Source organism: Dactylosporangium sp. NPDC051485 (genome assembly GCF_040682015.1).
GTDB lineage: Bacteria > Actinomycetota > Actinomycetes > Mycobacteriales > Micromonosporaceae > Dactylosporangium.
In genome coordinates, this window is sequence record NZ_JBFAZW010000002.1 from 27,088 (window position 1) to 52,711 (window position 25,624).

The following is a 25,624-nucleotide window of genomic DNA, read 5'->3' on the forward strand; positions in this document are numbered from 1 at the left end:
CTCTTCGTGGCAGTGAGTGGGTCTTCGTGGGGGCCCGTCCGGCCCGGCAAGATCCAGCGTCTGTCACGTTGGGTACACGAAGGGTCGCACTTGGTTGCTAACCGGTTGCTCTCGGCAACCCTGATCCGGGGTGGGGCGGCTTCCGTGCCGCGGGCGTTGATCCGTCAGGCGGCCTTGGGCATGCCCATCGGGGTCGTGACGGCGAGGCGCGCGCTCAGGTTGCCCTGGGCGGCGATCTGCGCGTAGTACGCCTCCCGGCGGCGGGCCACGCAGCCGTTGCCGGCCGGGCCGGCCAGCAGCTCCGGGTCGAGGTGGTTGTTCAGGCCGTCGCGCAGCAGCACCAGGGCCTCGGCGCGCAGCTGGCTGATGCGCGACTCGGTGACGCCGAGCTCGGCGGCGATGTCGTTCATCGGGCGCTCGTCGAAGAAGTACGCGGTGACGACCCGGCGAAGGCGCTCCGGCAGGGCGTTGATGGCCTGGTGGAGGTACCCGATGCGCTCCCGGTGCAGGATCAGGTCCTCCGGGCCGGCGGTCCGCTCGGGGACCAGCTCCTCGGCGGAGCCCGCGGTGAAGCCCTGCAGCGACAGGACCACGGCGCGCTGCACGTCCTCGTCGATGTTCTTGAGCTCCTCGACGGCCACGCCCATGGCCTCGGCCAGTTCCCGCTGGGTCGGGGTGCGGCCGAGGCGCGCCGTCAGCTCCTGCTGCACGGTCTCGACCTTGCGGGCCCGGGCGCGCACCGAGCGGCTGGCCCAGTCCAGGCCGCGCAGCTCGTCGAGCAGGGCGCCGCGGATGCGGCTGGTGGCGAAGCTGCCGAAGGGGATGCCGCGGCTCGGGTCGAAGGAGCGGCCGGCGCCGGCCAGCGCGGCCATGCCTGCCGAGATGAGGTCCTCGCGGGAGACGTGGGCCGGCAGGCGGCCCAGCATCTCGCGGACCAGGTGGCCGACGAGGGGGAGGTGCGAGCGCACCAGCGCGTCGAGCTCCACGGCGGTCAGGGTGGTCGGCGCTTCGGCGGCGGCGATGGTCGTGGTCACGGCAACCTCTTCGTGGCAGGAGTTGGTCGAGAACCAATCTCGGGAGCCGCGGGTGCGGGGCCGGGTGACGCAAAGTTGCAGACCGGTTGTGCTCAACCGGCGCATCGAAGTGCCGAAGTATCGGGGCGAGAACCGGCGGAAAGGCGGGAACGGATGGCGTTGGCGGATCTCGCGAGCATCCTGTGGCGGGAGCGCGAGATGCTCGAGCTGTTGCTGTTCAAGCTCGAAGAGGAGCAGCTCGTGCTGGCCTCGGGGCGGACCCGGTGGCTGGCACATGCCACGCGCGAGGTCGAGGTGGTGCTGGAGGAGATCCGGCGCACCGAGGTCGTGCGGGCCGCCGAGGTTGAGGCGATCGCGGTCGAGCTCGGGGTCGGTCCCAACCCCAGCCTGAGCCGGCTCGCCGAGGCCGCCCCGCCGCCGTGGGGGGACCTGCTCACCCAGCACCGCCAGGCGTTCCTGACGGTCACCGCCGAGGTCAGCGCGATGGCCGAGGCCAACCGCGACCTGCTGACCGCCGGTGCCCGCGCCGCCCGCGAGACCATGCTCTCGATCGCCGGGTCGGTCGAGACCTATGGGCGCAGGGGCGAGACGGTCGCGACCGCGCCGCGCACGCGGCTGATTGACGAGGCGATGTAGATGAGCACCTTCTCCAGCCTGAACTCGGCACTGTCGGCCCTCTACGCGCAGCGCCGGGCCTTGGACCTCACCGGGCAGAACATCGCCAACGCGAACACCGTCGGGTACTCCCGCCAGCGCGTCGAGCTCTCGCCGGCCGAGGCGATCAGCACCCCCGCGCGCTGGTCGACCAGCCGGGGCGTCGGCGACGGGGTGCGCGTCACCGACACCACGCGCCTGCACAACGAGTTCACGGCCGCGCGCACCCGCACCGAGCACGGCACGAACGAGTATCTCCAGGCGCAGAGCACCGTCTTCGCCACCGTCGAGCAGACCCTCGGCGAGCCCAGCGACACCGGCCTGCAGGCCCAGCTGTCGGACTACTGGAACGCCTGGTCCGACGTGGCGAACCGGCCCGGCGACGTCTCGGCCCGCACCCAGTTGCTGTCCCGCGGGAGCACGGTGGCCGCCACCCTGCAGACCAACCGGCAGAACCTCGATGCGTTCTTCGGCGCCACCCGCGAGCAGCTCGACGCCGACGTCAACGTGGTCAACCAGACCGCCAGCGGGGTCGCCGACCTCAACGCCCGCATCGCCCTGGCCAAGGCCGGCGGCATGCCCACCAACGAGCTGGCCGACCGCCGCGACCAGCTCGTGCTGCAGCTGTCCGAGCTGACCGGGGCGACCGGCCGGCTGAAGACCGACGGCACCGTCGACGTGGCGCTGGGCGGCAACCTGCTCGTGCAGGGCAGCTTCGCGCGGCCGATCGAGGCGGTCGGCTCGACCACCGTCGACGGGCGCGCGGTCAACCCGGTGCGGGTGCAGTTCGCCGACAACGACAACAACCCGAACAACAACCAGCCGGCCGAGATCAGCAGCGGCAAGATCGCCTCGCGCCTGGAGGCGCTCACCCAGACGATCCCGGCCACGGTGGCCGGCCTGGACCGGGTGGCGGGGCTGCTCATCCAGACGGTGAACACCCAGCACGCCCAGGGCTGGGACATCACCACGACCCCGCCCTCCACCACGCCGACGCCGCAGCCGGGCGGGGCGTTCTTCAGCGGCACCAACGCCAAGGACATCGCGGTCGCCATCTCCGACCCGACGAAGATCGCCGCGTCGAGCACGGCCAGCACGCCGTACCAGGGCGACAACGCCAACGCCATGGCGGACGTGGTGGCCAAGGACCCGCAAGGGGCGGGCACGCAGTACCGCAACTTCGTGGTCGACGTCGGCATCCAGGCGCAGACGGTCAACCGCCGCGCCGACGCGCAGCAGGTCATCTCCGACGACGTCACCGCCGACGAGCAGGCCGAGTCGGGCGTCAGCCTCGACGAGGAGATGACGAACATGCTGATGTTCCAGCGCGCGTACGAGGCCGCGGCCAAGGTGATCTCCACTGTGGACAGCACCCTGGACACGCTGATCAACATGAAGAGGTAGGGGGAGGGAAAGGATGCCCGGCTTCCGCGTCACCGAACGCTCGATGGCCACCAACACGCTGGCCAACCTGCAGGTCAACCTGCAGCGCAACCAGAACCTGCAGAACCAGTTGTCCAGCGGCAAGATGCTCACCAAGCCCTCGGACTCGCCCGGCGGCGCCGTCGTGGCCATGCAGCACCGCAGCGACATGGCGACGCTGAACCAGTACTCGCGCAACGCCGACGACGGGATGGGCTGGCTGAACATGGCCGACACCGCGCTGACCAGTGCCTCGACCCAGCTGAACCAGGCGCGGGAGCGGGTGCTGGCGGGGCTTTCCAGCGGTACCGCGGGCAGCCCCGAGGCCCGCGAGGCCATCGCCCTGGAGGTCGAGAACCTGCGGGGCGCGATGCTGGACCTGGCCAACACCACGTACCTGGACCGGCCCGTCTTCGGCGGCACGACCGAGAAGGGCGTCGCCTACGACACCAACGGCGACTACCGGGGCGACCAGGGCGCCGTGAACCGCACCGTCGGGTCCAACGCCTCGGTGCGCGTGGACACCAACGCCGACTCCGTCTTCGGCAGCGGCAACAACAACGTCTTCCACCTCCTGCAGCGGGTCGCCGACGACCTGCGCAACAACCCCGGCGCGCTCAAGACCGACCTCGCCGACATCGACACGGCGCAGAAACGGGTGCAGACGGCGCTTTCGGGGGTTGGATCCCGATATAATCAGGTTTCGCAGATGCAGCAGGCCGCGAACAACCGGGTCATCGACGTGCGGGCCCAGTTGTCCGACGTCGAGGACATTGACCTGCCCAAGACCATCACCGAGCTGTCCCTGCAGCAGACCGCGTACCAGGCCGCCCTGGCCGCGACCGCCAAGGTCGTCCAGCCGTCCCTGGTGGACTTCCTGCGGTAGGGCCGGCCCGCCGGCCCGCAACGGGCGGTTCGCCGTACCACAAACGTCATCGTGAGGAATCTATGAGCGCCGCGACCGTTGGCACCCCGGAGACGACCACACTGCCGGTGATCGACTTCGTGTCGCCGATGCCGGGCTTCCCCGACGACCGGCGCTTCGTGCTCGTCCGCCTCGACGATGCCGGCGTGCTCTACGCGCTGACCTCGGTCGACTCGGCGGGGCTGCGCTTCCTCGTGGTACCGCCGGCGCAGTTCTTCCCCGACTACGAGGCCGAGATCGACGACGAGACGCTGGCCACGCTGAGTGTTAGCGATCAGGCCGACCTGCTCGTGCTGCTGGTGGTCACCGCTGGGGAGCGCGGCGCCGAGGACGCCACGGCCAACCTCATGGCCCCGATCGTGCTGGACCAGCGCAGCCGTCGCGCGGTCCAGCTCGTCCTGAGCCGCAGCGGCCTCCCCGTCCGTCAGAAGCTGTTGGTCGCAACCGGCAACTCCTGAGCAGCCTGGTCGCCTGAACGGGTCTGCGCTCATCCTTTCCCGCCCGGCGTAGCCGACAAATCGGGTACTGTTCGCCTATCGCCCAGCGAAGGAGCGGCTCGTGCTCGTCCTGACCCGACGTCCCGGTGAAAGCGTGATGGTCGGCGACGACGTCGTCATCACCGTGCTCGACGTGCGTGGTGACGTGGTGCGGCTGGGCATCAAGGCACCGCGCAGCATCCAGGTGCACCGCGAAGAGGTGTACCGCGAGCTGCAGAAGGCCAACCGCGAGGCCGCGTCGCCCAGCGACGTCGCCGTGCGGGCGCTCAGCCGCATGCTGCGCACCGAGAGCAAATAGGCGTTTCGCCCGCCGCCGGCGGGGCAACGCATGGCAATCCCGACTTCTCAGGGTGTGACCGTCATTGCCGATAGGCCGGGCGGAACGCCTCGAGAAGGGCCCGCCATGACCGCTCTGCGTAGATGGTCGCGAAACCGGCCGATTGCCACCAAACTCGGCGCGATCATCGTCGTTGCGGTGCTCACCGTCGCCGTGCTGGTCATGGTCGGGGTCCGCGCGCTGAACGCCGACGGCGACCGGGCGCACCAGCTGCAGGACCTCAACCGGCTGACCCGGACCACGCTCGAGGCCGACATGGCCCACGACGCGGTCCGCGCCGACGTGCTGCGCATCCTGCTCGCGGCTTCCCGCGGCGCGGCCGCCGCCGGGGGCACCGAGGCCACCGGGACGCGGGGCGACCTGGCCGGCCACGGCAAGGTCCTCACCGACGCAATGGTCCTGTTCACCGGGGCCGGCATGGACCCGACCGTGCGCACCGCCGCCGAGAGGGTCAAGCCCTTCATCGACAAGTACCTCGACCTCGCCGCCCAGACCGTGACCGCGGCGATCGGCGGCAACGCCAACCCGCCCGCCTACGCCGCCTTCCAGACCGCGTTCAAGGACGTCGAGGAGAAGCTCCCCGCGGTGGGCGACGCGCTCGCGGTGCTGGCCAAGGCCGCCGCCGTCGCGGTCGACACCGAGCGCAACCGCGCGATCACCAAGCTCTCCCTGGCCTGCGCGGCCGGCCTGCTGCTCACGGTGGCGATCAGCGTGCTGGTGGCCCGCGGCATCATCGTGCCCCTGCGCGACGTCTCCGGCGTGCTGGGTGCCATGTCCGAGGGCGACCTCTCGCGCACCTCCGGCGTCGACTCCACCGACGAGGTCGGGCGCATGGCCCGCGACCTCAACCGGGCCATCGAGAGCGTGCGCGGCACGGTGCAGTCGCTGGCGGGGTCGGCCCGCACCGTGGCCTCCTCCGCCGACGAGCTGTCCGGCTCCTCGCAGCGCATCGCCGCCTCGGCCGAGCAGGCCAGCGTCCGGGCCGACGCGGCCAACGGGGCGGCCAACCGGGTCTCGCACAACGTGGACCTTCTGGCCGCGGCGAGCGAGGAGATGGGCGGCTCGATCGCCGAGATCTCCCGCAACGCCAACGAGGCGCTGCGGGTGGCCGGCGACGCGGTGAGCATGGCCGAGCAGACCAACGCGATGATGTCCCGGCTCGGCGCCTCGTCGGTCGAGATCGGCAACGTGGTCAAGGTGATCGCCTCGATCGCCGGGCAGACCAACCTGCTGGCCCTCAACGCCACCATCGAGGCGGCCCGGGCGGGCGATGCCGGCAAGGGCTTCGCCGTCGTGGCCGGCGAGGTGAAGGAGCTCGCCCAGGAGACGGCCCAGGCCACCGAGGACATCGGCGGGCGGGTCGAGGCGATCCAGGCCGACGCCCAGCAGGCCATCGCCGCGATCAGCGAGATCGGCGCCGTCATCGCGCGGATCAACGACTTCCAGCTCACCATCGCCAGCGCCGTGGAGGAGCAGACCGCCACGACGCAGGAGAGCAGCCGTACGGTGAGCGACGTGGCCGTGCGGACCAACGAGATCGCCGCGACCATCTCCGACATCGCCGGCGTCGCCTCGCGCAACACCGCGGAGGCCGGCACCTCACTCACCGCGGCCAGGCAACTCGCCGGCATGGCCGAGCAGATGCATGGCCTGGTCACCCGCTTCCGGTTCTAGTTCTAGCTGCTTCTAGCTGCGCCGCACGCGCGGCAGGCCGGACAGCAGCCCATGGTGTACGGCGACGCCTCCCGTGCCGCCCGAAGTGACAGCTCGTCCGGTCGATACCGTTCTGCCTCCGATTTGGGCATGCTGCTCGGATGGGTGGCAAGCGGAAGCCTTCGGACACCTTGGACGTCTTCGTCTCCTACGCCGGCCCCGACCGCGCCTGGGCCGAGTGGGCCGCCTGGCACCTCCGGGCCGACGGCTACTCGGTGGAGCTGGACGTCTGGGACTGGGCCGCGGGCGACAACGTGGTCCTGCGCATGAGCGACGCCCTGGACCGAGCGCGCCGGGTGCTGATGCTGTGGTCTCCGGCGTACTTCGAGCGCCGCCGCTTCACCACCGACGAGTGGACCGCCACCGTGGCAGACCGCGGCCCGCAGCGCCGCATGATCCCGGTGCGGGTGGCCGAGGTTTCCCCGCCGGCCGTGCTCGCCGCGCTGGTCTATCGCGACCTCTTCGGCCGGGACGAGGACGCGGCCAAGGCGACCCTGCTCGACGCCGTGCGCGGCCCGCGGGGCGCCGGCGGTCAACCGGAGTTCCCGGGAACCGCCAAGCGCAAGCCCCCTCGCGACGCGGCGCCCCGGCTGCCGGAGGAACTGCCTTCGCTCTGGAATGTGCCCCGCCGCAACGCCGCCTTCACCGGCCGCGACGCCCACCTGGTGGAGCTGCGCCAGCAGCTGATGGGCGGCCGCACCGCGGTCGTCCAGGCCTTGCACGGCTTCGGCGGCATCGGCAAGACCACCCTCGCCATCGAGTACGCCCACCGCTTCGCCGGCGCCTACGACCTCGTCTGGTGGATCAACGCCGAGAACCCGGCCCTGATTGGCGAACAGCTCACCGCCCTCGGTGTGGAGGCCGGCTGGACGGCTATCGACGCCCCCGAGGCCGGCGCGTCGGTCCTTCGCCGCCTGCGCGCCGAGCGTGGCTGGCTGCTGGTCTTCGACAACGCCGAGGACCGCGACGACCTGCTGCCGTGGCTGCCGCAGGGCGCGGGCCACATCCTGATCACCTCCCGCAATCCGAGCTGGGAGACGGCGGCCCACCCGGTACCGCTGCCGGAGTTCACCCGCACCGAGTCGATCGAGCTGCTGCGCCGGAGCCTTCCGACTGCCGACCGGGCCGACGAGCTGGCCGAGCGCCTGGGTGACCTCCCGCTGGCGCTCGCCCAAGCCGGTCAGACCATCGCCCGCACGGGGCTGACTGTCCCGGAGTACCTGGAACTGCTGGACAAGGAGACGGCCGAGATCCTGTCGGAGGGCACCCCGGCGGGCTATCCGGTCCCGTTGGCCGCGGTTGTCCGCACCGCCGTGCAGCGCTTGACCGAGCGGGACCCAGCCGCCGCGACCCTGCTCGTGCAGTGCGCCTTCCTCGGTCCCGAGCCGATCCCGACCGACCTGTTCACAGCCGGGTCGAAGCTGGCCCTGGCACGGTCCCGGCAGTCGATCGGCGAGTACGGCCTGGCCCGGGTCGGCAATGGCACCCTGCAGCTGCACCGCCTGACGCAGGCCATCGTGCGGGACAGCACGTCCCCTGCCGGGCGGGTGCGTATTCGCCTCGAACTCGAGGAGGCCTTGCTGTCGGCCGGCCTCGACGATGGCAAGGACCCCCGACAGTGGCCACGCTGGGCCGCCCTGCTGCCGCACATCCTCGCCGTCGACCCGGCCGCGAGCGGTGACGCCGGGTTCTGCGAGCTGGCCTGTCAGGCCGGCGTCTATCTGGTCTCGATCGACACTCGCCAGGGCGCATGTCAGTTCGCCGAACGCTTGCACGCCGGATACGAAGCGCGACTAGGACCCGATGATCTTCGGACGCTGCAGGCAGCTGCCGTGCTGACCTTTGCTTTGCTGCAGGTGGACCGATACGCGGAAGCCCTCGCCATAGGCCAGCGGACGTACGACCGTCGCAGGCGGCTTCTCGGCGATAATCATCCCGACACACTGATCTCGGCTTCCGACCTCGGCGGCGCGTTGCACGGTCTCGAGCAATACGACGAATCTGTCGCCATCGACCGCGACACGCACGAGCGCCGGCTGCAGGTGTTGGGGGAAGACCATCCGGACACGCTGCTGTCGGCCAGCAATGTGGCCACCAGTCTGAGCCAGCTCGGGCGACGATTCGAGGCCTTGGCCATCGAACAGCGAACCTACACCAAGGTTCGCCGCGTGCTCGGTGAGGAACACCCTCAAACCCTGAGCTCGGCCAACAATCTGGCCAACGACCTGATCCATATTGGACGATTCGCCGAAGCCCTCGTCACTGCTCAGGAGACGTATGTGCGTTGCCGTGCTCTCCTAGGCGACGACCACGTGGATACGCTCGATACGGCCAACAACGTGGCGAGAGCGCTGTTCGAGTTGGGCCGTCCCGCCGAGGCGCTTCCGATCCTCGAGAGCACGTATGCACGCTCCCGGCGCGTTTTTGGGGATGACCACAGCCACACGCTCTATACGGTCCGCCTACTCGGTATGGTGCTCATCCGTCTGCGACGGGTCCACGAGGGGCGCAAGATGCTCGAGCGGGCCAAAGCGAAGACGGCCGCGCCCAAGAAGGGTGGGCGCGGCCGTCGGTAGGAGCGATCAGGCCAGGTCGTACTGGTACAGGTTGTACTTGGTCATCAGGGCGACGACCTTCGTGGTGTACAGCGGGTCCGTCGCGTAGCCGCCCTTGTGGACCTCGGCGATGAACTGGTTCGGGTCCTTCGGGTAGTTGAAGGCGGCGGCGTAGCGGCTCAGGGACTTCAGGCTGGCGCCGTGGTCGCGGAACGAGTCGGCGGCCGAGTTGTAGGTGCGGAAGGTGGCCACCGTCGTCGAGCACACGCCCTGGGCGTCGCACTCCTGGGTGCTGTAGGCCTTGCAACCGGCCGCGTACGGGCCCGTCGCGTTGTTGAAGCACTTCATGCCGAAGAAGTTGCGGTCGTTGGCCGACAGGGAGCTGCGGCCCCAGCCCGACTCCAGGATGGCCTGGGCCAGGGTCACCGAGGTCGGGACCTGGGTGTCGCGCTGGCTCTGCTGGGCGGCGGGGATCGACGCGGCCAGGAACTGCTCGTTGGTCATGGTGCCGGTCGGGCCCATCGGGACGGCGGGGGCCGTGGTCGGGGCGGCCGCCGGTGTGGTGGCCGGCGGGGCGGCCGGGGGCGCGCACACCGGGAGCTTCGGGTTGCCCGAGACGTAGGCGTGCGAGACGTAGTCGCCGGCGGTGGTGCGGTCCCACTGCGCGGTGCGCCGGACATTGCCCCGCAGGTACTGGCCGTTCACCCGGCAGGTGACGGTGACCTTCGTGTTGTTCTTGATGGTCCGGGTCTGGCCGAACCAGTTGGCGGCGCCCGTGCGGGCCGCGAGGGCGCCCTTGACGCGGACGCTGACGACGGCGGCGTCGGCCGGTGCGGCGGCAACGAGCAGGGTCGTGGCGGTCGCGGCAAGGGCGAGGGCCGGTACGAGTACGGAACGCTTGAGGGTGCGCAGCATGTACTGATCTCCCATGAGGGGTGGGTGGTCCCCTCAAAGGTCGTCAGTCACCGTTGCGCGGGTCGTTCCCCGCTGGTTGCAGGTCAGTTGGTGCCGTACTGCTGCTTGAGCGTCAGGTAGTCGCCCAGGCCGAGCCCGCGGTAGGCGGTGGAGCAGTCCGGTAGCCCGTCGGTCATCGTGAGCGCCGAGTGCTGGGCGAAGGCCACGTGGCCGAGGCCGAAGGCGTGGCCGAACTCGTGGGTCAGGGTGCCCTCGAGGTCCCAGCGGTTGGTGCACGAGGGCGGGGTGCTGAGGAAGAACAGGCCCTGGGTGTCGTCGATCAGGATGTCGGTCTCGACGCTGCGGCCGTTCTCCTTGCCGCCGTACCACCAGATGCACGTCACGGCGAGCAGGCCATGGTTGAGCGGGCCGAAGGAGACCGCGTTGGTGCCGTCGCGCTCGCCGCAGCCGCCCGACGGGGTGACGCCGGCGACGTGGTCGGTCTTTCCGGCGTACGACTCGGAGATCCCCAGGTTGGCGGGCAGGCCGCAGTCGTTGCGCCCGGTCTCGACGCTCGTGGCCGCGTTGCGCAGGGAGTTCACGACGCCGGTGCGGTCGCCGAGGTACGCCGGGATGGTCCGCTCGTTCACCCGCCACTTGAGCTCGGTGCGCCAGCGCATCCCCAGCCAGGTCCCGGCCGGGTCGGCGCAGCGGGCCCCGCCCATGGCCGCCTCGGCGGGCTGCCCGATCGGCGGGCCCGGCACGACCACGGCGAAGCGCGCGGTGTGCATCGTCATGGGCGGCTCGCCCACGAGCCAGGCCACGCAGAGCACCAGCGGGAGCAGCGCCCGTAGGATTGCCGCCAGACCATTGTCGATCTTTGGCACATGCTCATTCTGATCCGCGCTACGCCGCGCGGGGGTGATTTTCGGCAAATGCGGCGGAGGCGCCATGGCGCTCCTGATTCCCGTCCGCGACGCGTCGACACCCGCCCGGCAACGGCGTGCCGGGTGATCATCAGGCGGTTCGCGCACCCTCACCGGACAGACCAGCGGGTGACCATCCCCGCCTGGGAGTGCTTAGGCTTAGGCGGCGTCGACCGAGACGAGCAGGCCCTGATTGACCGCGGCCATGAGGGCCTGCGACCGGTTGTTGACGCGCAGCTTGCTGTAGAGGCGCGAGACGTAGGTCTTCACCGTCGCCTCCGACACGGCGAGGCGCTGCGCGATCGTCGGCAGGCTCAGCCCGTCGCGCATCAGGGAGAGCACCTCCTGCTCGCGCTGGCTGAGCAGGCCGGTCTGGCCGCGGCGGCGCGACAGTGCGGAGGACAACCCCGGCGCGGTGAACGAGTGCGGGGCGACGGCGGCGTGCCGGATCGCGGCGAGGACCGCGGAGATCGGGGCGGCCTTGGTGACGTAGGCCGACAGGCCGGCGTCCAGCGCCCGGTACAGCAGGTTGTCGTCGCTCACCGCGCTCAGCAGCACGACGCCGAGGTCCGGGCTGGTCGCGCGCAGCTTGCGGGCGAGCGAGATGCCGTCGGTGTCGGCGAGCTGGGCGTCGATGGTGACGACCTCGGCACGGGTCTCGGCGACGACACGCTCGGCGTCGGCGGCGCTGCCCGCCTCCCCGACGAGGGTGATGTCCGCAACGGTGGCCACGACGCGGTTGAGTCCGAGGCGGAGGAGGACGTGTTCGTCGACGGCGACCAGTCGGATCGTCATCAGAGGGCTCCCTACGGGGTGTGGCCGGGCGGCGAATGTTGCCCAACCAGCGTCGCAGCGAGCCCCGTGAGCTGGGAAGATGCCGCAATCGAGCTGCGCTCGTCGGCACCTGTCCTGCAACCGGGGGACGTTGTCCACCGGTGTCCTACAGCACGCTCGGGAGATGCCTGAGCGTCGCGATGAGCGCGTTGTGGGTGGTCGCGATGTCCTCGCCCATCTGGAACGAGTGCTGCGTGTCGAGCACCGCGAAGCCGTGCATGGCCGCGCGCAGCACCCGGGTGGCGTGCACGACCTGGGCGTCGGTCAGGTCGTAGCCCTTGAACACGGCGAAGACGACGGAGAGAAACCGGGCGGCGGCCGCCTGCACGTGCGCGTCCGGGTCGGGCACCTGGGGGATGAGCGCGTAGCGGTTCGGGTGGGTGGTCGCGTAAGCGTGGTACGCCCGCATCAGCGCCTCCAGGGCCTCGTCGCCGCTGAGCCCGAGCATCGCGGTGGTCACCGTCGCCGTGAACTCGTCCATCACGTGGACCGCCAGCCGGGCCCGCAGTTCGGCCAGGCCGGCGACGTGCTTGTACAGCGACGGCGTGGCCACCCCGCAGGCGGCGGCCACGTTGGCCAGCGTCAGCGCGCCCGGCCCGCCGTCGTCGACGATGCGCAGGGCGGCGGCGACGACGGCGGTGGGGCTGAGCCCGGCCCTAGGCATGCGCCCGCTGCCCGAGGAAGGCCAGCACGGCGGCGGCGGTCTCGGCCGGCATCTCCGAGTGCGGGTAGTGCCCGGCGCCCTCGATCATCGCGACCTCGCCGCCGATCCCGTCGGCCACCAGGCGCGCCTCGGCCGCCGGGTCCGGGAAGTCGGGGTCCTTGGAGCCCATGAGCACCAGGGCCGGGGTGCGCACTTCGCCGGCGCGCCCCGCGCAGACCGCCACGTCGGCGGCGAACATGGCGCGCAGGGCCGCCATCCGGCCGGGCTCGGCCAGGTTCGCCGACAGCGCCGCCTTCTCGGCCTTGCCGACCGGGCGCGACTTGTACAGCGACGCCCAGTACGTCATCCACAGCGGCCGGAACCGCCCGGCAACCCGGATGGCGGCCCGCATGAGGAGGCCGGGGGCGGGCATGACCCGGGCGAACGGGTCGGACAGCACGACCGCCGAGAACAGCTCGGGCGCCTCGGCGGCGGCCCAGATGGCGCTCGCGCCGGTGTAGGAGTTGGTGAACAGCACCGCGGGGCCGGCGTCGAGGCGGCGCAGCAGCGCGATCGCGTCGCGGGCGATGGCCTCGGGGGAGTAGTCGGCCCAGACCGCGTCGCTCTCGCCCTGGCCGCGCAGGTCCATGGTGACGACCCGGTAGCCGGCGGCGACGAGCTCGGGGACGAACGGGTCGAAGGTGTGCCGGTTGACGCCCAGGCCGGGCAGGCAGAGCACCAGGGGGCCGGCGCCGAGGGTGTCGTCGTAGGCGATGGTGCCGTTCTCATGTACAAAGCTCTGTGTCATAGCTAAGAAGCTAATGTCATTAGCTTCGGACGTCAAGCGCCGGCGACGCGACGCCGGGAAAGCTGACCCGCACGGTGACGCCCGGGCGGTCGACGGAGGTCAGCATCGTGCCGCCGTGCCGCGCGGCGATCTCCCGCCCGAGCATCAGGGCGAGGGCGCCGGTCCGGTACTCCTCCGCCTTCTCCGGATGCGGGATGCGCATCGACAGCAGGCGCTCGGCGGTGAGCCCGCCCTCGGCGGCGACGGACACGACCACGGTCCAGCGGCCGTTGCCGTACGCCGCCTCGATCCGCGGCGGGCCGACGATCCGGCCGATCTCCACCGCGGTGTGGAAGAGCTCGCGCAGCAGATGCCCGTCGCCCAGCGGCTGCGGGCCGGGGCCGACCTGGAGCGGTACCCCAGGGAAATCCAGCAGCTCCGAGAGGTGCAGCGGGGCGAGGTCCAGCGGTGCCTCGGCCGTCTCCAGCCGGGTCAGCAGCAGCAGGTCGGCCACCAGCACCTGCATGTGCTCGGCGTTGCGCCGGATCACCGCGAGCGCGGCCCGGCGGTCCTGCGGGCTCATCGCGGTCGCGTCGTCGCCGGACTCGAGCATGGTGGCGAACGTGACGATCGACGTCAGCGGGGTGCGCAGCTCGTGCGAGGCGACCCGGATGAACTCGGTGCGCAGCTGCGACAGCTCGGTCAGCAGCCGGTGGCGCTCGGGCAGGTCGGGGTCGGCGGTGGCGCGCAGGTAGAGCTCGGCGTCGGGCGGGCAGCGGTGGGGGAGTGGGCGGAACGCGATCGCGCCGTCCCGCAGGAGCAGCGCCGCGTGCAGCTCGTGGCCGTCGCGGTGCACGATCGGCACGTCCAGCTCGATCCCGCGCGGCAGCGCGGTGCCCTGCAGCCGGGGCGGGAGCAGCAGCCGGGCGAAGGAGGCCCCGAGCGCCCGGGACCGTTCGTACCCGAACAGTTCGGCCGCCCGGGCCGGCCACTCGCTGATGTCGCCGGCGGTGTCGACCCCGATGTCCGCGTCGGCCGCTTCGTCACGCATGAGCACCTGCTCGGTCCTCCGGAAACGTTACAGGACATGTCATTACATTGCGTAGAGTATGTGAGCACCGACAGTAAGCGACAAGTGTCGCAGGCGCTGCCGGCGAGGAGTGCCTTGCGTGGAGAGACCGACCGTCTGGTCGACACCGGCCTTATCGAAGGGGCCGTGGTCGACCTGGTGGTGCGTGCGGCGAGGGCGGCCACGGTGGTGGACGCCCAGCGGCTCGTGGCCGAGTACCGCGGGTTCTCCGGCGTGCGCGCCGCCGCCATCGTGCCCGCGCTCGCCCCGGTCGTCGGCGACCTGGACCTCGTCGAGCGGCTGCCGGTCGGGCCCGCGCAGTGGGGCCAGGAGCTGAGGGTCGAGTTCAGCGCCGCGCCCGCCCGGGCCGAACTGCGCACCGCGGCCGCCGAGATCGCCGCGGCCGCCGACCGCGCCATGGCCCAGCCGTGCCGGGCCATGGCCCCGCCGCCGATGCACGGCTCGCGGCTGGCCTGGGCGATCACCACCGGTGCCCGCGCGATGATCCTCGTGGTCGAGCCCGGCCGCGGCTGGAGCGCCGTCTCCGACGCGTTCACCGCCGTCCTCGGCTACGACCGGCACCGCCCGCCCGACTTCCGCCTGCTCGACATCGTGCACCCCGACGACCGGCCGGCGGCGGTGGCCCTGTTCCTGGCCTGCTGCGCCGGGCGCCACCCCGACGCCGCCCAGGACCTGCGGGTCTGCACGGTCAACGGACGCTTCCGAACCATCGAGGTCGGCGCGCGGAGCTTCGTCGACGATCCCGAGGTGGGCGCGGTCGTCTTCTTCGGCTACGACGTCACCGCCCAGCGCGAGACCGAGCGGACCGCGCGGATCGAGCAGCAGCGCCTCGCCCGGGTCGTGGAGACGATGGACGACGGGCTGCTCATGCTCGACGACGAGGGGCGCGTGTGCCTGGCCAACCGGGCCGCCCATCGGCTGCTGGACACCGGCGTGCTCGACGTCAGCCCGGAGCACGACCCCGACCCCGAGCCGCTGGACTGGGTCGAGGTCATCCAGCGCACCATCGCGCGGTTGGGGACGGAGGCGTACCGCGTGGATCGCCTGCGGTCCGGCTTCCGCGCCCGGCGGGCCGTCGTCGGCGAGGAGCTGGGCTTCGAGGACGGCCGGGTGCTCGAGCTGGACCTGGTGCCGGTGACCGGCCCGGGCGCCGGGCGGGCCGACGGCGGCACGCTCATCCACCTGCGCGACGTCACCGCCCGGGTCGCGGTGCGCCGCGGGCTGGAGGAGCGCAGCCGTGGCCTCGAGGAGCGCAACCAGGCCCTGGTCGAGGCGAGCGCGATGAACAACGAGTTCGTGGCCAGCGTCTCGCACGAGCTGCGCGGCCCGCTCTCCTCCGTGGTGGCGTTCTCGCACCTGCTCGGCGACAGCACGAGCGGGGACCTCTCCGAGGACCAGCGCACGTACCTCTCCGTCATCGACCGCAACGCCAACCGCCTGTTGCGTCTCATCGAGGACCTGCTGCTGCTGTCCCGCCTGGAGGCCCGCACGCTGCAGCTCAAGCCGATCCCGACCCGCCTGCCGGAGCTGCTCGGCGTCGCGGTGGCCGAGCGGCTGCCCGCGGCCCGGGCGTCCGGCATCGAGCTGCTCCTGGACTGCCAGGACGGCCCGGACATCGTCTGCGACGACACCCGGGTGCATCAGGTGGTGGACAACCTCGTCAGCAACGCCGTGAAGTTCACGCCCAGCGGCGGGCGGGTGACCGTCAAGGCCTGGCCGGGCCTGGAGGACCACGCCGACGGCGAGGGCTGGAGCGTGTCCGTGGCGGACTCCGGCGTCGGCATTCCCGCCGCCGACCTGCCGCGGCTGTTCAGCGCGTTCTTCCGCGGTTCCAACGTGACCGCGGCCGTCGGGCGGCAGGTCATGCCCGGCACCGGACTCGGGCTGGTCGTCAGCCGGGCCATCGTCGAGTTACACGGCGGCAGCATCAGCGTCGCCAGCACTGAAGGGGTCGGCACGACGGTCACGCTGTCGTTGCCCACGCGACCGGCACGAAATGGGGGATGATCGTGAGCCGACTTCTCGTCGTCGAGGACGATCCGGATATCGCCATGGCACTGCGCCTGCTCCTCACGCGCGCCGGGCATCAGGTCGCGCACGCCAAGGACGGCCGCACCGGCCTGCGTGACGCCTATACGGAGCGCCCCGAGCTGGTGATTCTTGACATCGGCCTGCCCGGCATGGACGGCTGGCAGGTCCTGGAGCGCCTGCGCGACGTCAGCGACGTGCCGGTGCTCCTGCTCACCGCGCACGGCCAGGAGTCGGACAAGGTCCGCGGCCTGCGCGGCGGCGCCGACGACTACCTCACCAAGCCCTTCACCAACGCCGAGCTGGTGGCCCGGGTGGAGGCCCTGTTGCGCCGCAGCGCGGGCCCGGCGTCGTGGGCCGACGAGGTGTACGACGACGGCGTCCTGCGCATCGACCCGGCGGCCCGGCGCACGTTCGTGGCCGGCGACGAGGTGCGCCTGACCCCGACCGAGTTCCGGCTCCTCAACGTCCTGGTCCGGCACGCCGGCGCGGTGCTCTCGCCCAACCAGCTGCTGGCGCAGGCGTGGGACGACCCGACCGGGATCGGGCCGGAGCGGGTGAAGTTCGCGGTGCTGCGGCTGCGGCGCAAGCTCGGCTGGACCGATCCCGACGCGTCGCCCATCGAGTCGGTGCGCGGTTTCGGGTACCGCTACCGCCGTCCGGTCATGGATCGCGCCGAGTAGCCCTGCGGATACCTAGGCGCGACAACTCGGGCGTAGGCCGCAGGCAGGGCAACCGGGGCGTAGGCGCGGCAATTCGGGCCGCAAGCGGGCAACTGGAGCGTAGGCCGCGAGACCGATAAGTCGGGCGCTGGCGCGCCACGACTTATCGGATTTATACCCCGGCCGGGTATAAGTCCGAAATGTCGTGGCGCGCCAGCGCCCGACATTTCGGGCAAAGGCCGCGCGGGGAGGCCGGGCTGGCGGAATCGTCGGCGGCCGCTGAACCGAGCCGCACCCGACCGGGAACGGCCGCCGCGACCCAGCCTGCCCAAGCTGGTAAGCGTCCCGCCCAACCCCGCCCACGAAATGAGAGCCTGATGATCGACCTTTCCGCCGACGGGCACGTCCACACCGCGTTCTCGTCCGGTCGTGACAGCGTCAGTGTGCTCGTCGCCGCCGCTGAGCAGGCCGGCCTCGCGGAGCTCACCTTCGCCGACCGGGTCGGACCGGACACGAGCTGGCTTCCGCCGTACCTCTCCTCCATCCAGCGGGCGCAGCAGCGCACCGACGTCGTCCTGCGCCGCGGGGTCGAGGTGGAGGCGATCGGCATCGACGGCTGGCTCGCCTTCCCGGCCGACCTCGGCGGCCTCGAAGTGATCTCCGTCGGGCTCAACCGGCTGCCGCTGCCCGCCGGGCTGCTCACCCCCGACGTTGTGCGGGCCCAGATCGAGGCCGGCACGATGCGCGCCCTCGACGTCATCGACCAGGTGGTCACCGTGACCGGGCTGGCCGTCGAGCGGGTGTCCCGCTACGCGCCGACCCACCTCGCCCGGCCGCTGGACTTCCTGGCCCGCGCGGGCATCGACGAGCAGGCGGTGCCGGACAGTGCCATCGCCGAGCTGGTCGAGGCCTGCCGGGCCAACGCCACCGTGGTCGAGATCAGCGAGCGGCACCGGCTGCCGGGGCTGCGCCTGGCCCGGGCCTGCGCCGAGCAGGGCGTGCGCCTGGCCGCGGCGAGCGACGCGGTGCGCTCCGGCGAGGTCGGGCATTACCGGTACGTCCGGGAGGTCGCCACGGCGCTGGAGGAGGAGTCCGTGGCCGCCTGAGGGCACAGCAGTCCAGGCCCGTCATGGTTCGCCCGAAACCGGCGAATCGTGGCGGGCCAGACCTTTAGGATCAAGGTGTGCCGAAGGATCGCGAACTCGTCCTCGTCTCCCTGCTGCAGGAGGCGACACGGATCGCGAACGAGGCCGACGACATCCGGGACGCCGGCCTGCCGGTGATCAATGCGGTGTGCGCGGCGACCGGATGGCCGGTGGGCCACCTGTGCCTGCCCGACGACCGCGACCGCCGGGTCTTCGTGTCCACCGACGTGTGGCACGAGGAGGTGCCGGGGGAGTTCGCCGAGCTGCGCAGGGCCAGCCAGGACGTGTCCTTCCCCCTCGGCGGCGGGATCGTCGGCCGGGCCGCCAAGACCGGCCGTCCACAGTGGATCGCCGACGTGTCCGAGGAGAGGACGTTCGTGCGGCCCGACATCGCGGGCGTCGGCGCCGCGATCGCCTTTCCCGTCACCGCGCGCGGGGTCGTCGCCGCGGTGCTCGAGTTCTTCACCCGCGAGCCGGCCGAGCCCGATCCGGGGCTGCTGGAGATCATGTCCGACGTGGGCATCCAGCTCGGCCGGGTGGCCGACCGGATGGCCGCCCGGCAGGCGCTGCTCTTCGGCTCGCAGCGGCTGCAGCGCGTGCTCGACAGCTGCGTCGAGGCGTTCGTGGCCATGGACGAGGGCGGGATGATCACCGCCTGGAACGCGGCCGCGGAGAAGGTGTTCGGGCTGTCCAAGGAGGAGGCCGTCGGGCGCCGGCTGGCCGACACGATCATTCCCCCGCAGTACCGCGACGCCCACCATCTCGGCGTGGGCCGCTTCCTGACGACGGGGGAGCGGCGGGTCCTCGACAACCGCTTCGAGATCACCGCCTGGCACGCCAACGGCTACGCGTTCCCGGTCGAGCTCGCCGTGTGGGCCGTGCAGGACCCGATGACGGGCTGGTCGTTCAACGCCTTCGTGCACGACATCACCGACCGCAAGCGGACCGAGGACGCGCTGCGCCACGCCTACGAGCACGAGCGCGAGGCGGTGTCCCGGCTGCGCGAGCTCGACCTGGCCAAGAGCGACTTCGTGGCGACGGTGTCGCACGAGTTCCGCACGCCGCTGACCAACGTCATCGGCCACCTCGAGGTGCTCACCTCCGGCGACGCCGGGCCGCTCACCCCGGCCCAGAGCCGCATGCTCGGCGTCATCGGGCGCAACTCCGACCGGCTGCGCGCCCTCATCGAGGACATGCTCACCATCTCCAAGGTGGAGGCCGGCGTCTTCGACCTGGAGCTGCGCCCGACCGAGCTGCACGACGTGCTCGCGGCCGCGCACGCCGCCGTCGAGCCGCGGGCCAAGCGGCGTGGGCACCGGCTGGTGCTGTCGGTGCAGGACTCGCTCGGGCGGGTCGAGGCCGACGCCGGCCAGCTGCAGCGGGCGCTGTCCAACCTGCTCGTCAACGGCGTCAACTTCACCCCGGACGGCGGGCTGGTCGAGCTCGTCGCGCGGGTCGACGGCGAGCACGTGGAGATCGAGGTCCGCGACAACGGCGTCGGCATCGACCCCGACGAGCAGAAGAAGCTGTTCACCCGCTTCTGGCGGGGCACCTTCGCGGTCCGCGAGGCGGTGCAGGGGGCCGGGCTGGGCCTGGCGATCACCAAGACGATCGTCGAGGGGCACGGCGGGGAGATCTCCGTGGAGAGCCTGCTCGGGCACGGCACCACGTTCACGATCCGGCTTCCGCGCGAGCGTCCTCTCTGGTTGTAGCCGGCGCCTCGGGAGCCTTGTCGAAGGGCTGCGTCTGTACCGTCTGGAAGCCGGTCCGCGTCATCTCGCCCCACACGTGCTTGCCGCCGCGGATGGCCGACCACATGCCCATGGTCCGCCACAGCGCGGTCAGCTGCCGGTAGCCCACGTTCTCCACGATCGAGGCGAGCACCGAGGCGACCAGGTCCGTCCACCGGTGGTAGCGGTGGAACGAGTACTCCTCGACGGTGAGCGCGATGAGGTTGAGCAGCAGCGCGTAGCCGTAGGCGACCGAGACGAAGACCACGGCGAACCGGGCGTCGACGGCACCGACGTAGAGGCCGAGCGGCACGAGGATCACCCCGGCCAGCTCGATGACCGGGGCCAGCAGCTCGAACAGCACGTAGTAGGGCATCGCGACCATGCCGATGCGGCCGTACCGCGGATTGAGGATCATCGGGCGGTGCTTGCCGAGGATCTCGGCGATCCCGCGGTGCCAGCGCCGGCGCTGCTTGCCCAGCACCTTCAGCGTGCTCGGGGCCTCGCTCCACGAGACCGGCTCGGCCACGAACACGATGCGGTAGTCGCGCTTCTGCCGGCGCAGGTGCTTGTGCAGCCGTACCACGAGCTCGGCGTCCTCGCCGATGCAGTCGTGTGCCAGGCCGCCCACCTCGATGAGCAGCTCCTTGCGGAAGATGCCGAACGCGCCGGAGATGATGAGCAGCCCGCCCAGCCGCGACCAGCCGGTCCGCCCGAGCAGGAAGGCCCGCAGATATTCCACGACCTGCACCCGGGGGAGCCATTGCCTCGGCATCCGTACGTCCACGATGCGGCCGGCCACGACGGAGCAGCCGTTGGCGACGCGGATGACCCCGCCGGAGGCGACGGTGCGCACCGGGTCGTCCGAGAACGGCTTGGCCACCGACAGCAGCGCCTGCGGGTCGAGGATCGAGTCCGCGTCGACCATGCACACCAGCGGGTACTGGGCCACGTTGATGCCCGTGTTGAGCGCGTCGGTCTTGCCGCCGTTCTCCTTGCGCACCACGACCAGCGGGTCGGGGCGGTCCTTGGGCACGTGGATGGAGATGATGCCGCCCCGGGTCGGGGTCGCGTCGGGGACCACGCGCGGCACCTCGACCAGGCCGAACTCCTCCTCCAGCCGTTGGAACGTGTCGTCGCTGGAGCCGTCGTCGATGACGATGATCTCGAAGACGGGGTACCGCAGGGCCAGCATCGCCTGCACCGACTGCACGATGCCGGCCGACTCGTTGTGCGCGGGGACGAGCACCGAGATGGGCTCGGTGAGCGGGCTGCGGTACGTCTCCTCGTGCCCGGCGAAGGGGATCCGGCGCAGGTGGTGCACGAACTCGGCGCCGGCCAGCACGATGAGCACCAGATAGCTGCTGTTGATGGCGAGGAAGTACGTCAGGATGAAGATGTCCGTCACGTGCAGCAGGTCGCGCACCCAGTCGGCGGTCATGGCACCGTCTGCTTGCGGTGGTCGTCCAGCTCGGCGGCGGCCAGCGCCTCGCGGGCGTGGGCCGCGCCCAGCAGCACCTCCGGGTCGGGCCCCTCGTCGGGCTCGGCGCTGTGCCGGGGGCGTACGTGCGCGCGGTGCTCGGCGGCCACCAGCGCGGCCCGCCCGGCGTTGCCCAGCCGGAGCAGGGACCGCGCGGCGTTGTGGGCGACGGCGTAGTCCGGGTCGGCCAGCAGCTCGGTGAGGACCGGTGCGGCGCTCACCGCGCCCAGCTCGCCCAGCGCCTTGGCGGCCTCTGCTCGCAGTACCGCCGGCTTGTCTTCGTCTAGAGCATCGAGCAGGGGCGCCATCGCCGTGCGGGTGCCCAGCCGGCCGAGGGAACGCGCCGCGCTGATCCGCACCTCGAGGGAAGGATCGGCGCGCAGGGCGCTCTCCACCCGCACGGTCGCGCCGACCGCGCCGATGAGGCCGAGCACCTCGGCCGCCGTGGCCCGCACCGGCGCCCGCGGGTCGTCCAGCGAGGCGGTCAGCGCGCCCTGGGCCTCGGTGCCGAGCCGGGTCAGCGCGGTCGCCACCACGTGGGCCGGGACCGGCCGGCGGCTGGGCAGCGTGGCCAGCAGCGGCTGGGTCGCGCCGGCGTCGCCGATGCGGCCGAGCGAGCGGGCGGCGACCACGCGCACGTCCGCGTCGGGATCGGAGAGCAGGTCGCACAGGGGCAGCAGCGCGTCCTTGCGCCCGAGGTTGCCCAGCACCTCGGCGGCCATCGCGCGGGCCACCGGGTCGCGCCGCTTGAGCTGGCTGCGGGCCCGCCAGGCGGCGCCGCGGCGCTCGAAGACGTCGACGAGCAGGGCGTGTGCCTCGCCGCGGACCTTGCCCAGCAGCGCGACCGCGTTGGGCTCCACCGCGAGCCAGACCTCCTCGGGCAGCCGCACGAGCTGCTCGACCTGGGCGTCGTCGTCGTCGCCGGCCGCGATGGCCAGCAGGAGCTGCCGGGCGGGCTTGGCCAGCTTCGCCCGCTTGGCCTCGCGGGCGCGGCGCACCGCGCGGCCCCCGATGATGAGGCCGCCGAGGACGAGCGCGGCGAAGAGCATGACGAGCAGCGCCACCAGAGCGGCGCCGGCGAGCGTCACGTGCGCATGCGGGCCAGGACCGCCTCGACCCGGCTCACCAACTCCCGCGGGCTGAAGGGTTTGACGATGTAGTCGTCGGCGCCGGCGCCGAAGCCGACCTCGACGTCGCCCTCCTGGGCGCGGGCGGTGAGCAGGATGATCGGCAGCCCCTTGGTGGCCTGCTCCTGGCGCAGCTGGCGGCACACGTCGATGCCGGACATGCCGGGCATCATGACGTCGAGGACCACCAGGTCGGGCGGGTTCTGCGTGGCCGCGGTGAGTGCGGCGAGGCCGTTGTCGACGGCTACCACGTCGTACCCCGCCTGCTCCAGCTTGAAGGCTACGAGGTCCCTGATGTCCATGTCGTCGTCGGCGACCAGGATCGCGGTCATCGCTCCGCTCGCTCCTCTCACCCTAGGTCTTTAGGATATGCGGCTTTTGGGGAGATTTCCGGGGGATAGCGAAAGGGCGCCGACCGATGGGCCGGCGCCCTTTGGGCTCGCTGGCCTAGATGTCGTGCTGCTGGCGGACCCGGGTGCCCCGCTCGCCGACGTGCTGCATCGGGCCCAGGTTGCCGTTGCCGGAGGCCGGCTGGGCCGGGCGCTCGTTGGTGGCGTGGTGGGTGAGCCCGGAGGCCGAGGCGATGCCGCGCGCGATGCCCCGGGCAATGGTGGCCGGGCTGGGCCGCGGTGCGCTCTTGGTCTCCTTGGTCTCGGCCGTCGTGGCCTCCTTCGCGGCCTTGGCGGCCTCCTCGCAGAACCGCTTGAAGCCCTTCAGGTCGGCCTTGAGCCGCCGGTTGAGCACCTCCGCCGCGTGCTCCTCGGCGGGCATCAGCTCGCGGGCGTCGATCTGCAGCTCCGCGATGATCCGGGTCATGTCGTCAGCCATCGGCTCCAGCCGCAGCGCCTCGATCACCTGCGGTCCGTCCATCGCCTCCCAGCACAGGAACTCGCCGGGACGGGCCTCGGTGATCCGCGCGTCGAACTCGGCCCGGATCCCCTCGAGGTCGAGCACCATGTGCGCGGTGGAGGCGTCGATCGGGGCCATGCTCATGACGCCGGACATGAACTGGGGGTAGTTCTCGAAGTGGGCGAGCTGCTCGTAGACGACCTCCACCGGTACGGCCACCTCGATCGACTCTCTGGCGGTGCTCATGGTGGTCCCCCTTGCCATCGTGACTGCCCTCGTGACCTTGATTTGCCCCTGACGGTACGGCTGATACGCCCCAATTGTGGGGGATTTTCAGGATTAGATATCCCTGTTTGGCTACGACGAAGGCCCTCACCGGGGGGCGGTGAGGGCCTTCGTGGTTCCGGTGGGTCAGACGGTGAGCGTCCAGCCGGTCAGCTTGCCGGCGTCGCCCCTGAAGACGTCCTTGACCTGCAGGGTCCAGGTGCCGTTGCGGACCCTGCCGGACAGGTCGACCGTGTAGGTGGTGGTCGTGAACGCGTTGTGGTCGGTCGACGTGGAGCTCTTGAGCTTGTAGTCGGTGCCGTCCGGGGCGATGAGGTCGATGCGCAGGTCACCGCGGTCGGCGTGCTTGATCGACACCTTCACCGTGGCGTTCTTGGCCCCCTTGCCGGCGCAGTTGGCGATGACGACCTTGCTGGCGGCGGTGCCCGGGTCCGGGATGGCGACCGAGGCGGTGCTCACGGCCGGGGCGCAGGCGGCCGGCGTGGCCGGCGTCGTCGGGTTGGACGGCGTGGTCGGCGTGGTCGGCGTCGCGGGGTCGTCCGGGGTCGTCGGGGTGGCTGGGGTCGTCGGGGTGGCTGGGGTGGTCTCGGTCAGCGTGCCGGTGTACAGGAGCTTGTTCGGCGAGCCGCTGCCCGCGCCCTTCACCGCGCCGGAGATCGCGCCGTTGACCAGCGCGTCGCGGACCTCCGCCGGGGTGGCGGCGGGGTGCGAGCCGAGGTAGAGCGCGGCCGCGCCGGCCACGTGCGGGGTGGCCATCGAGGTGCCGCTCATCCGCTGGGTGGCGGTGTTGGAGCTGTTCGAGCTGGACGTGATGTTCACGCCCGGCGCGAAGATGTCCAGGCAGTTGCCGAAGTTGGAGAAGCTCGCGCGGGTGTCGGTGTTGTCGGTGGCGCCGACGGTGATCGCCTCCGGCAGGCGGGCCGGGGACTTGCTGCACGCGTTGGCGGAGTCGTTGCCGCCGGCCACCGCGTAGGTGATGCCGGCCGCGATGGAGCGCTTGACCGCGTTGTCCAGGGTGGTGCCGGCCGAGCCGCCCAGGCTCATGTTAGCCACCGCGGGCTTGACGGCGTTCTTGGTGACCCAGTCGACGCCGGCGATGATCTGCGAGTAGGAGCCGTTGCCGGAGCAGTCCAGCACGCGGACCGCCACCAGCTTGACGTCCTTGGCCACGCCGTAGGTCTTGCCGCCGACGGTGCCGGCGACGTGCGTGCCGTGGCCCTGGCAGTCGCTCGCGTCCGCGTCGTTGTCCACGAAGTCGTAGCCGGAGCGGGCGCGGCCGCCGAACTCGCTGTGCGTCAGGCGGATGCCGGTGTCGATGATGTACGCGGTGACGTCGCCGGCCGGGCCGTACGTGTAGGACCCGTCGAGCGGCAGCGCCTGCTGGTCGATGCGGTCCAGGCCCCAGGTGGCGCCGGTCTCGGTGCCCTCGATGGAGACCTTGCGGTCCTGCTCGACGTAGGCGACGTCGGGATCGGCGGCCAGGCGGCGGGCCGCGGTGGCGCTCATGCGACCGGAGAAACCGCGCACCGCGCTGTCGAACCGGTCCCTGACCCTGCCGCCGACCTTGCCGGCGAGCGTGTCCGAGGTCGTCGTCGAGCCGTCCTTCATGACCACGATGTACTGGTCCTTGAGCGCGCCGGCGGCGTCGGTGCCCCGCACGGTGCCCTCGGCCGGGGCGGCGTAGGCGGAGGCGCCGAAGGAGGCCGCGGTCAGGGCCGCGGCGGCGCCGCCGAAGACGATTCCGGTAATGGCGCGACGGGCGATGTTCTTCGTCATTATGTCTGCATCCCTTTACGGTGAGCCGGCATATCGTTGCGTCATTTGATTTGCCGTGGTCCGGTGTGGCATTTCCTTGCTACGAAAAGCTTGCGGGCCGCGGGTGGTTGCCCCGGGGCCCCGCAGGTAGCAGGGCGGTTGCCCGGCGCCGGGGGCGCGCTTGGGCCCCCGGTTGCCGCCGGTTGCCGGAAGGTTTTCCCGGCGAATTCCGCCGGAAATGGCGAAGGCCGC

At 71.5% G+C, this 25,624-nt stretch carries 23 protein-coding genes; 11 read left to right on the plus strand and 12 right to left on the minus strand.

All coding sequences use genetic code 11. The features are described 5' to 3' along the window. Positions 1–164 precede the first annotated feature (164 nt). Positions 165–1,034 carry a FliA/WhiG family RNA polymerase sigma factor gene (locus AB0M46_RS01105; protein ID WP_363332142.1) on the minus strand — a complete coding sequence of 290 codons (870 nt, stop codon included), beginning with the start codon at positions 1,032–1,034 and terminating at the stop codon, positions 165–167. Between the two features lie 153 nt (positions 1,035–1,187). Between AB0M46_RS01105 and flgN the strand changes: the two genes are divergently transcribed. The 7 genes from flgN to fxsT all read left to right on the plus strand — a co-directional run bounded on the left by flgN (position 1,188) and on the right by fxsT (position 9,158). Continuing rightward, a complete protein-coding gene (gene flgN, locus AB0M46_RS01110; protein WP_363332143.1) occupies positions 1,188–1,670 on the plus strand; it encodes a flagellar export chaperone FlgN in 483 nt (160 codons plus the stop codon). Next, on the plus strand, positions 1,671–3,092 hold the full coding sequence (gene flgK / locus AB0M46_RS01115; protein ID WP_363332144.1) for a flagellar hook-associated protein FlgK: 1,422 nt from the start codon (positions 1,671–1,673) through the stop codon (positions 3,090–3,092). Positions 3,093–3,105: 13 nt separating this feature from the next. Next, positions 3,106–3,996 carry a flagellar hook-associated protein FlgL gene (gene flgL / locus AB0M46_RS01120; protein ID WP_363332145.1) on the plus strand — a complete coding sequence of 297 codons (891 nt, stop codon included), beginning with the start codon at positions 3,106–3,108 and terminating at the stop codon, positions 3,994–3,996. A 62-nt stretch (positions 3,997–4,058) separates the two neighbouring features. Next, positions 4,059–4,493 (plus strand): flagellar assembly protein FliW, encoded by a 435-nt coding sequence (locus AB0M46_RS01125; RefSeq protein ID WP_363332146.1) that lies wholly within the window; start codon positions 4,059–4,061, stop codon positions 4,491–4,493. A gap of 100 nt (positions 4,494–4,593) precedes the next feature. Continuing rightward, positions 4,594–4,830 carry a carbon storage regulator CsrA gene (gene csrA, locus AB0M46_RS01130; protein WP_363332147.1) on the plus strand — a complete coding sequence of 79 codons (237 nt, stop codon included), beginning with the start codon at positions 4,594–4,596 and terminating at the stop codon, positions 4,828–4,830. 105 nt (positions 4,831–4,935) lie between these two features. Next, positions 4,936–6,543 (plus strand): methyl-accepting chemotaxis protein, encoded by a 1,608-nt coding sequence (locus tag AB0M46_RS01135; RefSeq protein ID WP_363332148.1) that lies wholly within the window; start codon positions 4,936–4,938, stop codon positions 6,541–6,543. Positions 6,544–6,713: 170 nt separating this feature from the next. Then, on the plus strand, positions 6,714–9,158 hold the full coding sequence (gene fxsT / locus AB0M46_RS01140) for an FxSxx-COOH system tetratricopeptide repeat protein (RefSeq protein WP_363332149.1): 2,445 nt from the start codon (positions 6,714–6,716) through the stop codon (positions 9,156–9,158). A 6-nt stretch (positions 9,159–9,164) separates the two neighbouring features. Here the strand turns inward: fxsT and gsmA are convergent, their stop codons facing one another. From gsmA to AB0M46_RS01170, 6 genes are all read right to left on the minus strand, one after another. Beyond that, the gene (gsmA, locus tag AB0M46_RS01145) at positions 9,165–10,067 is read right to left on the minus strand and encodes a sporangiospore maturation cell wall hydrolase GsmA (protein ID WP_363332150.1); all 903 of its coding nucleotides are present in this window, start codon (positions 10,065–10,067) and stop codon (positions 9,165–9,167) included. A gap of 68 nt (positions 10,068–10,135) precedes the next feature. Beyond that, the gene (locus AB0M46_RS01150; RefSeq protein WP_363332152.1) at positions 10,136–10,918 is read right to left on the minus strand and encodes a hypothetical protein; all 783 of its coding nucleotides are present in this window, start codon (positions 10,916–10,918) and stop codon (positions 10,136–10,138) included. A 198-nt stretch (positions 10,919–11,116) separates the two neighbouring features. Beyond that, positions 11,117–11,752 carry a response regulator transcription factor gene (locus AB0M46_RS01155; protein WP_363332153.1) on the minus strand — a complete coding sequence of 212 codons (636 nt, stop codon included), beginning with the start codon at positions 11,750–11,752 and terminating at the stop codon, positions 11,117–11,119. Between the two features lie 145 nt (positions 11,753–11,897). Further along, positions 11,898–12,455 carry a WHG domain-containing protein gene (locus AB0M46_RS01160; RefSeq protein WP_363332154.1) on the minus strand — a complete coding sequence of 186 codons (558 nt, stop codon included), beginning with the start codon at positions 12,453–12,455 and terminating at the stop codon, positions 11,898–11,900. Then, the gene (locus AB0M46_RS01165) at positions 12,448–13,242 is read right to left on the minus strand and encodes an alpha/beta hydrolase (RefSeq protein ID WP_363332155.1); all 795 of its coding nucleotides are present in this window, start codon (positions 13,240–13,242) and stop codon (positions 12,448–12,450) included. Before AB0M46_RS01165 ends, AB0M46_RS01160 begins: the two co-directional genes overlap by 8 nt. Before the next feature lie 19 nt (positions 13,243–13,261). After that, positions 13,262–14,272, minus strand: a complete 1,011-nt coding sequence (locus AB0M46_RS01170; RefSeq protein WP_363332156.1) for a histidine kinase dimerization/phospho-acceptor domain-containing protein — start codon at positions 14,270–14,272, stop codon at positions 13,262–13,264. Between the two features lie 114 nt (positions 14,273–14,386). Here AB0M46_RS01170 and AB0M46_RS01175 point away from each other — a divergent pair, with 114 nt between their 5' ends. From AB0M46_RS01175 to AB0M46_RS01190, 4 genes are all read left to right on the plus strand, one after another. Further along, positions 14,387–16,318 carry a PAS domain-containing sensor histidine kinase gene (locus AB0M46_RS01175; RefSeq protein ID WP_363332157.1) on the plus strand — a complete coding sequence of 644 codons (1,932 nt, stop codon included), beginning with the start codon at positions 14,387–14,389 and terminating at the stop codon, positions 16,316–16,318. After that, complete coding sequence (locus AB0M46_RS01180; protein ID WP_246655778.1) at positions 16,315–17,022, plus strand: response regulator transcription factor; 708 nt, start codon at positions 16,315–16,317, stop codon at positions 17,020–17,022. Before AB0M46_RS01175 ends, AB0M46_RS01180 begins: the two co-directional genes overlap by 4 nt. 356 nt (positions 17,023–17,378) lie before the next feature. Next, positions 17,379–18,107 carry a hydrolase gene (locus tag AB0M46_RS01185; protein WP_363332158.1) on the plus strand — a complete coding sequence of 243 codons (729 nt, stop codon included), beginning with the start codon at positions 17,379–17,381 and terminating at the stop codon, positions 18,105–18,107. 77 nt (positions 18,108–18,184) lie between these two features. After that, complete coding sequence (locus tag AB0M46_RS01190; protein WP_363332159.1) at positions 18,185–19,858, plus strand: ATP-binding protein; 1,674 nt, start codon at positions 18,185–18,187, stop codon at positions 19,856–19,858. Here AB0M46_RS01190 and AB0M46_RS01195 read toward each other — a convergent pair. The 5 genes from AB0M46_RS01195 to AB0M46_RS01215 form a co-directional block, all read right to left on the minus strand. Beyond that, entirely contained in the window at positions 19,818–21,317 is a 1,500-nt protein-coding gene (locus AB0M46_RS01195) for a glycosyltransferase family 2 protein (RefSeq protein WP_363332160.1), read from the minus strand. The genes AB0M46_RS01190 and AB0M46_RS01195 overlap by 41 nt on opposite strands. Then, positions 21,314–22,444 carry a HEAT repeat domain-containing protein gene (locus AB0M46_RS01200; protein ID WP_363332161.1) on the minus strand — a complete coding sequence of 377 codons (1,131 nt, stop codon included), beginning with the start codon at positions 22,442–22,444 and terminating at the stop codon, positions 21,314–21,316. Before AB0M46_RS01200 ends, AB0M46_RS01195 begins: the two co-directional genes overlap by 4 nt. Continuing rightward, complete coding sequence (locus AB0M46_RS01205; protein WP_363332162.1) at positions 22,441–22,815, minus strand: response regulator; 375 nt, start codon at positions 22,813–22,815, stop codon at positions 22,441–22,443. The genes AB0M46_RS01200 and AB0M46_RS01205 overlap by 4 nt, the downstream gene beginning before the upstream one ends. Positions 22,816–22,930: 115 nt before the next feature. Then, on the minus strand, positions 22,931–23,578 hold the full coding sequence (locus tag AB0M46_RS01210; protein WP_363332163.1) for an SRPBCC family protein: 648 nt from the start codon (positions 23,576–23,578) through the stop codon (positions 22,931–22,933). Positions 23,579–23,743: 165 nt separating this feature from the next. Beyond that, positions 23,744–25,393 (minus strand): S8 family serine peptidase, encoded by a 1,650-nt coding sequence (locus tag AB0M46_RS01215; RefSeq protein ID WP_363332164.1) that lies wholly within the window; start codon positions 25,391–25,393, stop codon positions 23,744–23,746. Positions 25,394–25,624: the final 231 nt, after the last annotated feature.

Coding starts and splice junctions, on each gene's coding strand:
- AB0M46_RS01155 (WP_363332153.1), bottom strand. CDS start 11,752: ATGACGATCCGACTGGTCGCCGTCGACGAACACGTCCTCCTCCGCCTC.
- AB0M46_RS01205 (WP_363332162.1), bottom strand. CDS start 22,815: ATGACCGCGATCCTGGTCGCCGACGACGACATGGACATCAGGGACCTC.
- gsmA (WP_363332150.1), bottom strand. CDS start 10,067: ATGGGAGATCAGTACATGCTGCGCACCCTCAAGCGTTCCGTACTCGTA.
- flgN (WP_363332143.1), top strand. CDS start 1,188: ATGGCGTTGGCGGATCTCGCGAGCATCCTGTGGCGGGAGCGCGAGATG.
- AB0M46_RS01135 (WP_363332148.1), top strand. CDS start 4,936: ATGACCGCTCTGCGTAGATGGTCGCGAAACCGGCCGATTGCCACCAAA.
- AB0M46_RS01160 (WP_363332154.1), bottom strand. CDS start 12,455: ATGCCTAGGGCCGGGCTCAGCCCCACCGCCGTCGTCGCCGCCGCCCTG.
- flgK (WP_363332144.1), top strand. CDS start 1,671: ATGAGCACCTTCTCCAGCCTGAACTCGGCACTGTCGGCCCTCTACGCG.
- AB0M46_RS01125 (WP_363332146.1), top strand. CDS start 4,059: ATGAGCGCCGCGACCGTTGGCACCCCGGAGACGACCACACTGCCGGTG.
- flgL (WP_363332145.1), top strand. CDS start 3,106: ATGCCCGGCTTCCGCGTCACCGAACGCTCGATGGCCACCAACACGCTG.
- AB0M46_RS01185 (WP_363332158.1), top strand. CDS start 17,379: ATGATCGACCTTTCCGCCGACGGGCACGTCCACACCGCGTTCTCGTCC.
- AB0M46_RS01165 (WP_363332155.1), bottom strand. CDS start 13,242: ATGACACAGAGCTTTGTACATGAGAACGGCACCATCGCCTACGACGAC.
- AB0M46_RS01195 (WP_363332160.1), bottom strand. CDS start 21,317: ATGACCGCCGACTGGGTGCGCGACCTGCTGCACGTGACGGACATCTTC.
- AB0M46_RS01215 (WP_363332164.1), bottom strand. CDS start 25,393: ATGACGAAGAACATCGCCCGTCGCGCCATTACCGGAATCGTCTTCGGC.
- AB0M46_RS01170 (WP_363332156.1), bottom strand. CDS start 14,272: ATGCGTGACGAAGCGGCCGACGCGGACATCGGGGTCGACACCGCCGGC.
- AB0M46_RS01180 (WP_246655778.1), top strand. CDS start 16,315: ATGATCGTGAGCCGACTTCTCGTCGTCGAGGACGATCCGGATATCGCC.
- AB0M46_RS01210 (WP_363332163.1), bottom strand. CDS start 23,578: ATGAGCACCGCCAGAGAGTCGATCGAGGTGGCCGTACCGGTGGAGGTC.